This window comes from Vibrio sp. PBL-C16, from assembly GCF_034321865.1.
Lineage (GTDB): Bacteria > Pseudomonadota > Gammaproteobacteria > Enterobacterales > Vibrionaceae > Vibrio > Vibrio alginolyticus.
In genome coordinates this window covers 422,224-434,759 of record NZ_JAXLNY010000001.1, presented here as the reverse complement: position 1 = coordinate 434,759, position 12,536 = coordinate 422,224, and the positions used below count along the sequence as shown (strand labels likewise).

Below are 12,536 nucleotides of genomic sequence, written 5' to 3'. Positions count from 1 at the left end.
TCCGAACTGAATCGGAAGAAAAATTGAGCAGAGATACGTTAAATAAGGAGGGCGAGCGCGGTTAGGTCACTCGCCAATTTGCCCGAAGGGCGATAAGTCGATTTACAACCGAGGTTTTGGTTCGAGTGGTTTTCGTGATGGTTGCGCTTGCAAAAATGGCAGCAACAAAAGGCCAATGACGGCTGCACAAACTGAAATGGTGATGAAGAAACCCGTCCAATGATATTCTTCAAGAATTAACGCCAGTGGATAACCAGACAATGCTGCGCCCATGTAGGCGAATAAGCCCACGAATCCTGTTGCCGCGCCGGCAGAATCTTTGTGAGAGCACTCCGCCGCCGCCATACCGATCAGCATTTGTGGCCCAAAGACAAAGAAGCCGATGGAGAACAATCCCGCGGCTTGGAACGCAAAGTTGGTCAGGGGCATCAGCCAAAGCGCAGAGACAGATAAAAAAATCCCAATCGCGAACAGCAAGTTCATTGGCCCACGGTTACCGCCAAAGAGTTTGTCTGAGCCCCAACCCGCAACCAATGAACCAACAAAACCTCCGATTTCAAACATCGACAGAGCAGCGTTGGCGTTAATCAGGCTATAGTGATGCTGCTCGGTCAAGTACAGGTTTCCCCAGTCATTGATTGCGGTTCGGACGATGTAAACCAACACATAACTGAACGCGAGCAGCCAGATGTATTTGTTGTTAAATACGTACGATTTTAGAATTTCTCGGTAGGTGAGGCCACGTCCGTAATTTTCCTGCGCAAGTTCTAGTGCGTCGTTGCGCCATTGGCCGACACTTGGTAAACCCATTGTTGTGGGTTTGTCGCGCAATCGCCAACAAACGAATAGACCGAGTAATACCCCGATGATGCCGGGTAGAATAAAACCTTCACGCCAGCTGTAGTGCAACGTTAAATAGCCCACTAAAATAGGGATCAGCGCGCCACCAACGTTGTGTGCGGTGTTCCAAATGGCCCATAAGAAGCCACGCTCGGAGCGTGAATACCAAGTGGTTAACAGCTTGGAGCATGAAGGCCAGCCCCAGCCTTGGAACCAGGCGTTTAAGATCCACAGAGTAATGAAAGCCGCGAGTGAGCTAGAAAAACCGAACGCGATATTGACCAGACCTGTCGCAATCAATCCTAATCCCATGAAATAACGAGGATTAGAGCGATCCGAAATCGTGCCAGAAATAAACTTCGAACAGCCGTAAGTAATGTAGAAAAGCGTACCGATAAGACCCAAATCACCTTTATCTAAGCCAAGATCGGTAATCATCGCTGGTGCGGCGTAGTTAAAGGTCTTACGGGTAAAGTAGAAACCTGCGTAGCCGATGTACATCCCCAACATAATGTGCAAACGCCAATGGTGGTAACGCTGGTCGATTTGCTCGTTGCTCAGGCTCGGTTGAGTAAATTTAGGTGAACGTAAAAATCCAAACATCTTGAGTTACACCTTAGGTAAAGTAATGCTGATTTGTGTGCCGATCACTTGATCGCTGGTGGAGTAGATAACCATTTTTCCACCTAACGCGTGCACACGTTCTTGCATGCCGCGAACGCCCATGCCTTTCATGCTGTCCTGAACTTTGAATCCGACACCATCATCGTGAATCATCAGTGACACCGCAGCTTCTCCAATTGTCAGTTCAATATTGATCAACTGCGCTTCTGCGTACTTGGCAGCGTTATTTAATGACTCTTGGCATAAACGGAATAGGGTTACTTTGAGTGTGTCACTCAGGCTGGTGTAATCGCCTTGCCAGTTCAGTTGAACAGTTGTTCCGTGATTGGCGAATTCCATCTCTCGCGTCAGTTGCTCGACGGATTCTTTTAAGTCCAAATCATCCAGCATTTTTGGTCTTAGCTTGCTTAACAGTCGCTTAGTGGTGTCGTACACGTTGAGGGAAAGCCCTTCGATCATGTCCGCGCAACCAACGCGTGTTTCTGCGTTGTTCACTCGTTTAATGATGTTGGCTTGTGTGCGGATTGCCGTGATGTTCTGTCCTATTTCGTCATGCAGTTCGCGCGCAATATCGCGTCTTACGGACTCTTCAGCTTTGATAAGCTGGCGAGACAAATTCTGATTGCGCGCAAGTTCACCGCGCAGTTTGTGATTGAGGTCTTTTTGTTTCTGAACCCCTAAACCGAGCATAATGCCAGTAATGGTTTGCGCCGAGAGAGATAATAACAAATCGGTGATTTCTAGATTCGATACGCCGCTACGAGCCGCAATCAGCGCTATGCTGTTGAGCATGGTGGCGAGCAGAGCACCTTGCCAGCCGTAACGCAGAGCAAGCACGATGATTGGAATCGCCATACAAAATGGCGCAAATCGTTTTAGCTCTTCAGGCAAGCTGGTTTGCACCAAAATACTGCCGATCAAAAGCAGCGCATAAAGCACGATATGACGTACCTGAAATACAACGGCATTACTAAGTAGGAGAGAGCTAAGCGGAGACCAACGACTTTGGAACAAATAGCTCCACAACAGGTAGCACATAGGCACCACGAGCAAGCCTCCAGAAATGCTAGCCAGCCATACCATGTAAACAGAAGGCACGTGAAATCCGACCGCCATTAAGTTGATGAAGGCGGTAATGATGATCACAATGCCCATCACGGCTAAATGGCGGTTTTGGTCTCCGTAGTAGTATTTTTTCGCAATCAGAGTGACCGGGATACTGGCAATGCTCGCAATCAGCACGGTAAGCCACTGCGGTTGACCCAGTAACATCGCAAGTGCGATGGAAAGTCCCCACTCCGAAAGGTAAATCGTCGGCCAATAAGCGGTGCGAGTGTGAAGGGCGACACCTAATCGTAAAGCGAAAGGAAACAATAAGATCGCCAGCTCGGGATCATTGACAAAGTAGTAGGCGATCACCCACAAACAGAACCAGGCGCAGGCCATAACAAAAAGTCCCCAAATGGTGGTAACAGCATAAGCTCGCATTAAAAGGACTCTTGAGAAAATAGTTTGGCGAGCTCAACGTTGTTTTTCACGCCGAGTTTGTCGATGGCATTAGCACGATGAACATGCACAGTCTTGTGGCTCAAGCCAAGCTCAGCCGCGACAGACTTCACATCCAACCCATTGGCAAGTAGTTGACATACCTCGTTTTCACGTTTTGTCAGTTGGCATAGAGAGGTGGTGTTGTCGCTAGGCGTTGCAAGTTTAAGTGCAATATCTGATGTGAGGTAACAGCCGCCAGACGCACTGGTTCTCACGGCTTGAATAAGTTCGTCTGGGCTACAGCGTTTACTAAGATAGCCTTTTGCACCTAGCTTTAGTGATTTTTCCACCATCGCAGGGGAGTCATGCACGCTAAGCATCACGCAGGCAATGCCAGTTGGTATTTCGCTGAGAAAGTTTAAGCCGCTCTCATCTGGCATGGAGATATCTAGGATGACGACATGAGGGTGTACCGCAGGCAACCCTTTGCGCGCTTCTGCGACAGAACCAAATTCACCAACAACGGTAATATCACTTTCTAAATTTAATAATTGTGCGAAACCAGAACGCACGATGACGTGATCATCAACTAGAGCAACATGAATCATTATTACAACCAAATAGAGCAGACGACTAACAACAATAAGCTCCAACAGGAGCCAATAGAAAAATCTTTAATGATACTGAATTGAACCTTGCTTTTTAATGATCTTGCGCGCTTTACCGAAGTAAAGCGCGCAGAGAAGTTAGGCTTGGTTTTGTGCAAGTTGAAGCTTCTTCGCGTGTCGAATCTTCTTCTCTTCCGCGATAGCGACGAAAGCAAGCAAAACAATACAAATCATGGCGGAGGTATCTAGGGCTGCGAAGGTACCTTTCCAACCTGTTAAGCCGAAGATAGGTGTACCGTCTGCAATCATACCGAGACCAAGTTTCGCGAAGCTGTCACCGATTAGGTAAGCGAATGTACCTTTTACGCCGTCAGCCACACTGATTGCTTTTTTAGGGACAAAACCAACCGCGGCAACACCGATAAGAAGTTGCGGACCAAACACCAAGAAGCCCAATACAAATAGAGAGGCTAAGTACATGAACTCGCTAGTGGCGTGTTGGTAGAACTCAAGCGATACGATGATCAAACCAAGAGACACACAAGCAACCAATGCGCGGCGACCGTTTGCTAAGTCAGATAAGTAACCCCACATCAAAGTACCCACAAGCGCACCGACTTCGAATAGAGTAAAACCAGAGATTGCCGTTTCTTTTGACAGACCAAGTTCTTGGTACGCGTATACCGTTGACCATTGGTCGATACCGATACGAACGATGTAAAGGAAGATGTTGGCAAAGCAAAGTAGCCAGATAACTTTGTTTTTAAGAACGTATTCAACAAAGATTTCTTTTTTGGTCATCTGGTTTTCTTCAGCGGCGGTGTCTTCTTCACTCACTGCTTCATCGAAAAGTTCTTCTACTTTACCTAGACCGTAAGCTTCTGGAGAGTCGCTACCAAAGCGCATACCGATAAAACCAACGATGATCGCGATGATAGAAGGGAACACGAACATGCCGATTACGTGGCCGTCGAATAGGTAGTTGGCACCGAAAAGAGCAACACCCGCTGCGCCCGCACCACCAACGTTGTGTGACATGTTCCACAAGCCTAGGTAAGAGCCGCGCTTGTTACGAGGTGTCCATTTTGTAATGGTTGAGTAACTAGAAGGGCCACCAGTACTTTGGAAGAAACCACTTAGAGCGTAGAAAGCCACCATCAAGAACAGGCTTGCACTACCGCCGCCCATGCTGAAGCTGAAACCAAGCATTGCAAGACCAGAAAGGATCAGCATAAAAGGGAGGAATTGCTTGGTGTTCTTACCGTCAGCGTAGTAAGACACAACGGTTTTACCGATGCCGTATGTGATGGAGAAGCCAAGGCCAATAAGACCTAGGTCTGTCATGCTCAAACCGTAAGTAGAGATCATGTCGTTTTGCGCGACATTGAAGTTCTTACGAATCAAGTACATGGTTAGGTAGCCGATGAATACGACCAAGTAAGATTGGATGAACGGTTTAAACCACATCTTTCTTCTAACTTCGACAGGAAGATCGAGTGTCGGCTTCCGCACCTGTTCGAGGAATTTTAACATGATGAACTCTCTTGTAATTGTTTTAGAAACACAACGGAGACCGTTATGCGCTCTTGTTACCTTTGACTGAGCGGAATTCTAGAGAGTGGTTTTGTGAGGCACATGAGATGGTTGCCTAGATCGGCTAGGAAAAATTCCTAGAAATACCTAGGAAGGCGGAAAAGCGTGAAAAGAGTCACACAAAATCCTTACTAATTTATGGGTTTTTGACAGGGTTCTTATCGGATTGGAAAGCGTTCAAATGCAAGCAGGTTAATATACGCAAGCTTAGTGCTGACAAGGGGTGAGCACGTTTGATTGGAGAGAATAGTGGCTTGTCGCTAAGTATCAATTGGGAACGAGAAGCAAACAACAGAGACCCAGAGGTCTCCGTTAGAAATATTAGGAATTCGGCTAGGTTGACGTGTTAAGGCGCAGGGCTGTATAGACGCGGCGAGCCGTGTTTTGGTAAGTGAATTAGGTTCAAATGGTTTCTTCTTGCCCATTCGACAGTTAACGCTGTCGGTGCAGATAAGCAAACCAGAGTGGGGATACGCGCGCGAACGGCTTTGTGGATCAACTCTAAGCTGCAACGGCTTGTCATGATTGCGAAGCCACTTTTAGGTTCGATGTGATTGTTGGCCAATGCGCCAATCAACTTATCTAGCGCGTTGTGACGGCCGATGTCCTCTCGGCACAACTTGATGTTGCCTTGTAAATCTGAAAATAAAGCGGCGTGTAGCGCGCCAGATTCACGTGCGGCTTCTTGATGCAGTGCGACTTTGTCTCGCAGCCCTTCGAATACATCGGAGCGCGGAGGAAGAGACGGTGTTAGCGGTGCTAAATCAGGCAAAGCTTGTTCCAGAGCCTCGACACCACAAATGCCGCATCCAGTTGTGCCGGCAAGATTCCGGCGTTGTGTTTTTAACGCCCAGAAAGCGCGGTTGCTGATTTCCACTTCCGCATAGTGAGATTCGTGATCTCCACCAACTTCAATGTCTTTGATCTCTTTGAAGTCGTGGACGATGCCTGTGCTTAGGCTAAACCCTTTCACAAAGTCTTCCAGATGGCCTGGCGTCACCATCATGACCGCTTGGCTAATGCCGTTATAGCTGATAGCTAAAGCTGACTCACTCGCCAGCGACATTTGTTGCACTGGGCGGCCATCAATCAATTCTCGGTAATTGAACGCACTTGGTTGAGGTGGTGCTTGATTGAAATCGGACAGTTCAAAATAAGATTGAGTAGTACATCTCATGAAATCACCTCATAAGCCGTTATGTATGCCAAACATTGACGTGTGGGTTGTTGTTATCGATTGAATATGTTTTTTGCTTCTGCGAAGCACTGATCGGTTAGTGCGGAGAAGGGTTCTTGTTTTCGCTTTAACAAACCTAGCGGGGCGTGAACGGCGGCTTCTTCGATAGGGATAATGCGAAGCGTATCGTTCAACTCTTCTAATCCACAGTTCAGCGGCATAATGGCGCAACAAAGGCCACTGGTTACTGCTTGGATCAAGTGAAAGGTGGAGTTACTTTCAATGACGGTTTGCGGAACTAGCCCTTTACTCACAAAGCTAAGATCAATTGAGTGGCGATAGTGCATACCCTTCGAAAGCAGCCCTAGCGGAATGTTATTGAGTGACTCCCACAACACTTCAGATTCGGCAAAATCAAAATGACGCTCATCGAATAAAACGCCAAGTTTGGTCGAGTCGAGCTCGATAACATCGAAGTAAGCGGTGTTAACTTGATCGACATAACACATCCCCAAATCTAGTTGATTGCGATTGAGTTGGTCTATGATCTGTTCGGTCGTCATGGAGAGTATTTGAAAGCGTAACTCAGGGAACTGGTGAGCTAATGGTTTGAGCAATTGCATCGGGTTTTGGCTGGCGAGTGGCACCATTCCAAGCCGAAGAGAGCCGACCAACTGACCACGGCAGTTGGCGGCTTCAGCTTGCAATCCATCATGAGCTGCTAAGACGGTTTTTGCCCAAGCTAAAATGCGTTCTCCTGCTTCAGTAAACCCTTCAAATCGTTGACTTCTTTGGATTAATTCGAGATCGAGTTCTTCCTCTAAGCTTCGGATCCTCATGGACAAGGTAGGCTGCGTAATGTGGCACAATGCGGCGGCTTGACCAAAGTGTTTGGTCTGTTCAAGTGCGATGAGATATTTAAGTTGTTTGATATCCATAATGGCTTGTTAACCTTGCGTTGTGAGTCACATGTACGGGGGAACTCCCTAAAAAGGGCACAGCACTACCGTACTTTTTAAGCGCTGGAGCGTTTTAACTAGGGAATGGAAAACCAAAACCAAGTCAAGAATAAAACCACACTCAAAATTGATCTGAATCAAGGCTATTCCTGATATTAATTAGGGTCAAATTTAAAGTATCTATAGTGTGATAGATATTATCTATTATCAAGAGTGCCGATTTTATTGAGTTCGTTAATCGAACTAGGTGGAATCGAATGGGAAAACGATTAACCTCATAAATTGTATTGATTAAAAATGTGATAACCGTCAGTGGAAAAATTCGTCATAGATTTTGTTTATCACTCGGTCAGGATTATCAATTGGACGCATATTGAATATCGACTTAATCTTTGATTTAGATCAAGACGCAACAATGCGAATTGAATCTACCAGTCATAGAAACAGTAGGCGGGTATCCGATATCAAGAATCTAGATAAGTAAACGCTCGGACAAGCGAGAGCATGTTGAGTGGTTACTTATTTGGATTAAAAAATACATGGATTAGAAACTAAGCCCTTCAATACTTCCGCATTATCTCAATAAATAACGCGCTTGTTTTCACGGGCACCCTGCTTGCTGGTATATCTGCGAGGAGTAAAGTCGTGAGCCAAAAAGAACAAATAAAAGCATACAAAGGTCCAGCTGGTGGTTGGGGTGCACTGAAAGCCGTAACCAGAAGTTGGTGGGGCAGTGAAAATGCAGTTAAAAACATTCGCACTATGCTCAAAACCAACCAAAATGGCGGTTTCGACTGCCCGGGATGTGCATGGGGTGAGTCGCCAGATAGTGGTAAAGTCAATTTCTGTGAGAATGGCGCGAAAGCGGTAAACTGGGAGGCGACCAATCGTCTGGTTGATCCTGAGTTTTTTGCCAATCACAGCGCTTCTTCTCTCTCAACTCAAACCGATTACTGGTTGGAATACCAAGGCCGTATCACGCACCCAATGCGATACGATGCTGAATCCGATCACTACGTGCCAGTCTCTTGGGATGAGGCTTTTGCACTTGTCGCGAAACATCTCAATCAATTGGATTCGCCACACCAAGCTGAGTTTTATACCTCTGGTCGTGCAAGCAACGAAGCGGCGTTTTTGTATCAGCTATTTGTGCGCGCATTCGGTACCAACAACTTCCCAGATTGTTCCAACATGTGTCACGAAGCCAGTGCAATAGGGATGAAAGACACCATTGGCGTTGGTAAAGGCACAGTGATCTTTGATGATTTTGAAGAAGCCGACGCGATTTTTGTGATTGGTCAAAACCCGGGCACGAATCACCCACGAATGCTTGAACCTCTGCGCGAAGCGGTAAAACGTGGTGCACAGGTTATCTGTCTAAACCCGCTGAAAGAGCGCGGATTAGAGCGTTTCCAAAACCCACAAATGCCGATTGAGATGTTGAGTAACGGCTCAGAGCCTACCAACACGGCGTACCTGCGTCCTGCTTTAGGTGGAGACATGGCAGTGTTTCGTGGCATCGCGAAATTCTTGTTGCAATGGGAACGCGAGGCATTGCAAAACGGTGGCAAAGCGGTATTTGACCGTGAGTTCATCAAGCAACACACGATAGGTATTGATGAGTATTTGGCTGAAGTGGACGCAACCTCTTGGGAACACATCGCGGAACAATCGGGTCTTGATTTAAGTGAAATCGAGATGGTGGCGAGCATGTATCGACGTGCAGAACGTGTGATCATGTGTTGGGCGATGGGGTTGACTCAGCATCGTCACTCTGTACCAACCATTAAAGAAGTCGCAAACGTGCAAATGTTACGAGGTAACGTTGGTAAGCCGGGCGCGGGTCTTTCACCAGTGCGTGGTCACAGTAACGTTCAGGGCGACCGTACGATGGGCATTGATGAAAAACCTTCAGAGCTGTTGTTGGATCGCATTGAAAGTCGATTTAACTTTGCCGTCCCGCGCGGTGAAGGCCACAACACTGTGCAAGCCATTAAAGCGATGGAAGAAGGGCAAGCGAAAGTATTTATCGGTTTGGGCGGCAACTTTGCACAAGCAACGCCAGACACAGAACGTACGCACAACGCGATGCGAAACTGTAATTTAACCGTACACATTTCGACGAAGTTAAATCGTTCTCACCTTGTCACAGGTAAAGATGCGCTTATTCTTCCGTGCTTAGGCCGTACTGAGATTGATCAGCAAGCGACTGGCCCACAAGGCGTGACGGTTGAAGATACCTTCAGCATGGTACATATCTCATTTGGTCAGCTAAAACCGCGTTCGGAGCATTTGCGTTCAGAACCAGCGATTATTGCCGGTATTGCCAATGCTACACTCGGGGCAAAACCAATTGATTGGTTGTGGGCGATTGAAGATTACGACCGTATTCGCGATTTGATTGCCGACACGATTTCGGGTTTTACCGACTTTAACCATAAGCTTAAACAACCGGGTGGATTCCACTTGGTAAACCCAGCTGCCGAGCGTCGATGGAATACACCAAGCGGCAAAGCACAGTTCAGCTCTAGCGAGTTGCCGAAGCAGTTGATCAGCGAAGCGATACTCGAAAAAGGCCAAAAGCCAGATTTGATCTTGCAAACCATGCGCTCACACGACCAATACAATACGACACTTTACGGCTTGAATGACCGTTATCGTGGAGTATTTGGTATGCGCGAAGTGCTGTTTATCAATGAAGCGGATATTCGTAAACTCGGTTTTGAACCGGGAGACAAAGTGGACATGATGTCATTGTGGGAAGATGGCGTTGAGCGCCGTGTGAGCGGATTTACGCTTGTTGCCTATGATGTACCAGCAGGTCAGGCGGCGGCTTACTATCCAGAAACAAACCCATTAGTTCCTTTGGACAGTTATGGGGATAGAACGTTTACGCCAACCTCTAAGTTTATTGCGATAAAATTGGAAAAATCGATATCCGATAAAATCGCTTTGGTGGAAGCGGAATAGTGACTAAACCGGCACAACGACATTTCCGATAAGCAAACGGCTGATATTAATTATCAGCCGCTTTTAATTGCGTTCAGTCTGCATTTAGTGCGCATAGCTTGTGTATAATGTTGATGACATTATGCTGCTCGATAATAGACAGATAAGGCCGATTTGAATCTAATTTCAAGTAGTAAAACTAATAAGAAGATGCTTATGACCTTGAAAAATATAATTAAATTAACAATCAGTCACTTAGTGGCAGTTTCTATTGGCATTGCGATAGGTATCTATACTTTACCGATCCTTATTGCACCACCTGCGCCGACCGATGAACAAGTTGCTAAGAGCAAGCAAGGCGCAGAATACAGCGCAGTGTTTAAGAGGGAACTCAAAGGTAGCGACGCTTTTCATTGGGGAGAGGGAGAAATTCACTTGAGTTCTGAAGTCATTACGTTGGTAGGAAAACTCGCTCCCGGACCAGACTATAAACTCTATCTATCTCCTAAGTTTGTCGAAACGGAACAAGAGTTTAATGACCTTAAATCTGAAATGAGCTTAATTGGTGATGTAAAAACGTTCGATAACTTCGTTGTTGAGGTTCCTCAAAGCACTTCAATTTCTGAATACAATACGGTTGTTGTATGGTGCGAGACATTCGGTGAGTTCATTACTTCGGCAAAGTATCAATAAACCTTAGCAGTAGAGTAAAAGGCTTTTCTTTTCACTTTACGCTAGGATGTTGTTTCGCATCATTAGAAGGCAAAGACGCTTAAACATTCTAAATTTAAGAGTCTTTGTTTAGAGTTATTGACAGAACCATTCGACTTGTAAGTCGTTTGCACCTTTCAGGCTACGTTCTGGAAAAACAAGATTTCGAACTATTTAGAGTTATTCTCTGTTTGGCTTGTTTCGTTCGATGACGCTAATCGCAATGGCTAAAAATAGAATATCTTTTACTAAAAAGAAGTTTGTCACCAAAACCCCATCAGATACTTTCCATGTATTCGGTGTCGTAATTAGAAAGCTGAGTGTCGCAAGAAAAATAATTGCGGCGGCTATGCCAGAAAAATAAGCGACTCGTGTATTTTTAAGGCCAACGATTAATCCAATAGCGACAATGATTTCTGTTGCGCCAATGATGTTTGATACGGCTTGAACTGACATCACATCATACAACCAACTCATCAGAAAATGATTTTCAACGAGCGGTTGTATAAGCTTGGCCTCTGTAGGTGTGAATTTATAAATACCAATCCATATTAGAACTAAAGAAACGCCGAAAACTCCGATAAAATATCCAATTGAGTCACATTGATGATGGCTTTTTACGTTTTGCATAATTAACTACATTCTCCTGTTTGTTAGCGCTTCCAACAAGACCTATAAGGTTGGTAGAAAATTTCATAGGTTTTTTTTCGCTCAAACAACAGATATTAAAAATCACGTGATACAGAATTACGTGTTTGATAGAACTTAAGGATATTTCGTGGAAGTTAAAATTTTTCAGGTTGACTCGTTTACATCAGAGGTTTTCAAAGGTAATCCCGCGGGTGTTTGTATCACAGAGTCAAGCCTTGATGAGGAAACGATGTTGGCCATCGCGGCCGAGATGTCGTTATCTGAAACGGCATTTCTGTCACTCAGTACAATGCAACTTCGTTGGTTTACACCGAGGACGGAAGTTGCTTTGTGTGGACACGGCACACTTGCAACGGCGCACGTTCTGAAAGAGCAGGGGTTATATAATACTGGAGATACGATTGAGTTCGTTACGCTATCTGGGGTTTTAACTGCACAACTCGATCATGAAGAAATTCATTTGGTGTTTCCTGCTCCAACTTTAGATATGCGAGCTAGTATTAACAAAGACTTACTTCATGGTTTGGGGCTAGATGCCGCCAATGTAGTCGCCTACGGTCAGTTTGATAATAAGCAGTTGGTCGTCATTAATGATGAATTTGTGCTTGAACAGCTCGACCCTGATTTTGGTGCGCTGCTTAAACAAAAAGGCCGTGGCGTCGTCATCACTGCTCAATCAAGCACTGACGCCGATTTTGTCTCTCGATACTTCGCGCCTTGGGTAGGTGTTAATGAGGACCCAGTTACAGGCTCTGCACATTGCGCTTTATGTGTTTACTGGGCTAAAGAGCTCAACAAAAAGCAACTGAAAGGCTTCCAAGCCTCCAAGAGAAGTGGGGTCGTCCATACAGAGTTGTTAAGCACTGAGCACGTTAAGCTTTCTGGAAATGCAGTAACGATATTGCGAGGATATATGAGAATCGCGTAGCGGTCCTT

The 12,536-nt window shown here is 45.8% G+C and carries 10 protein-coding genes; 3 read left to right on the top strand and 7 right to left on the bottom strand.

The features are described 5' to 3' along the window. Positions 1-102: 102 nt before the first annotated feature. The 6 genes from UQW94_RS01870 to UQW94_RS01845 form a co-directional block, all read right to left on the bottom strand. Positions 103-1,443, bottom strand: a complete 1,341-nt coding sequence (locus UQW94_RS01870; RefSeq protein ID WP_005376086.1) for an MFS transporter — start codon at positions 1,441-1,443, stop codon at positions 103-105. 6 nt (positions 1,444-1,449) lie between these two features. Beyond that, a complete protein-coding gene (uhpB, locus tag UQW94_RS01865; protein WP_322141945.1) occupies positions 1,450-2,952 on the bottom strand; it encodes a signal transduction histidine-protein kinase/phosphatase UhpB in 1,503 nt (500 codons plus the stop codon). After that, the gene (uhpA, locus tag UQW94_RS01860; protein ID WP_005388005.1) at positions 2,952-3,560 is read right to left on the bottom strand and encodes a transcriptional regulator UhpA; all 609 of its coding nucleotides are present in this window, start codon (positions 3,558-3,560) and stop codon (positions 2,952-2,954) included. The genes uhpB and uhpA overlap by 1 nt, the downstream gene beginning before the upstream one ends. A 138-nt stretch (positions 3,561-3,698) precedes the next feature. Further along, entirely contained in the window at positions 3,699-5,093 is a 1,395-nt protein-coding gene (gene uhpT, locus UQW94_RS01855; RefSeq protein WP_021707729.1) for a hexose-6-phosphate:phosphate antiporter, read from the bottom strand. 406 nt (positions 5,094-5,499) lie between these two features. Next, complete coding sequence (gene fdhD, locus UQW94_RS01850) at positions 5,500-6,330, bottom strand: formate dehydrogenase accessory sulfurtransferase FdhD (protein ID WP_064369243.1); 831 nt, start codon at positions 6,328-6,330, stop codon at positions 5,500-5,502. A 53-nt stretch (positions 6,331-6,383) separates the two neighbouring features. Then, positions 6,384-7,268 (bottom strand): LysR family transcriptional regulator, encoded by an 885-nt coding sequence (locus tag UQW94_RS01845; RefSeq protein WP_005376096.1) that lies wholly within the window; start codon positions 7,266-7,268, stop codon positions 6,384-6,386. Positions 7,269-7,934: 666 nt separating this feature from the next. Between UQW94_RS01845 and UQW94_RS01840 the strand changes: the two genes are divergently transcribed. Next, complete coding sequence (locus UQW94_RS01840) at positions 7,935-10,259, top strand: FdhF/YdeP family oxidoreductase (RefSeq protein ID WP_322141944.1); 2,325 nt, start codon at positions 7,935-7,937, stop codon at positions 10,257-10,259. A 195-nt stretch (positions 10,260-10,454) separates the two neighbouring features. Next, positions 10,455-10,931: a DM13 domain-containing protein gene (locus tag UQW94_RS01835; RefSeq protein ID WP_005376099.1), complete on the top strand. Its 477-nt coding sequence runs from the start codon at positions 10,455-10,457 to the stop codon at positions 10,929-10,931. A gap of 198 nt (positions 10,932-11,129) precedes the next feature. Here UQW94_RS01835 and UQW94_RS01830 read toward each other — a convergent pair whose 3' ends face one another. Beyond that, on the bottom strand, positions 11,130-11,579 hold the full coding sequence (locus UQW94_RS01830; protein WP_031781163.1) for a YkgB family protein: 450 nt from the start codon (positions 11,577-11,579) through the stop codon (positions 11,130-11,132). A 148-nt stretch (positions 11,580-11,727) separates the two neighbouring features. Between UQW94_RS01830 and UQW94_RS01825 the strand changes: the two genes are divergently transcribed. After that, positions 11,728-12,528, top strand: a complete 801-nt coding sequence (locus tag UQW94_RS01825; protein WP_031781164.1) for a PhzF family phenazine biosynthesis protein — start codon at positions 11,728-11,730, stop codon at positions 12,526-12,528. Positions 12,529-12,536: the final 8 nt, after the last annotated feature.

Coding starts and splice junctions, on each gene's coding strand:
- UQW94_RS01870 (WP_005376086.1), bottom strand. CDS start 1,443: ATGTTTGGATTTTTACGTTCACCTAAATTTACTCAACCGAGCCTGAGC.
- uhpB (WP_322141945.1), bottom strand. CDS start 2,952: ATGCGAGCTTATGCTGTTACCACCATTTGGGGACTTTTTGTTATGGCC.
- uhpA (WP_005388005.1), bottom strand. CDS start 3,560: ATGATTCATGTTGCTCTAGTTGATGATCACGTCATCGTGCGTTCTGGT.
- uhpT (WP_021707729.1), bottom strand. CDS start 5,093: ATGTTAAAATTCCTCGAACAGGTGCGGAAGCCGACACTCGATCTTCCT.
- fdhD (WP_064369243.1), bottom strand. CDS start 6,330: ATGAGATGTACTACTCAATCTTATTTTGAACTGTCCGATTTCAATCAA.
- UQW94_RS01845 (WP_005376096.1), bottom strand. CDS start 7,268: ATGGATATCAAACAACTTAAATATCTCATCGCACTTGAACAGACCAAA.
- UQW94_RS01835 (WP_005376099.1), top strand. CDS start 10,455: ATGACCTTGAAAAATATAATTAAATTAACAATCAGTCACTTAGTGGCA.
- UQW94_RS01830 (WP_031781163.1), bottom strand. CDS start 11,579: ATGCAAAACGTAAAAAGCCATCATCAATGTGACTCAATTGGATATTTT.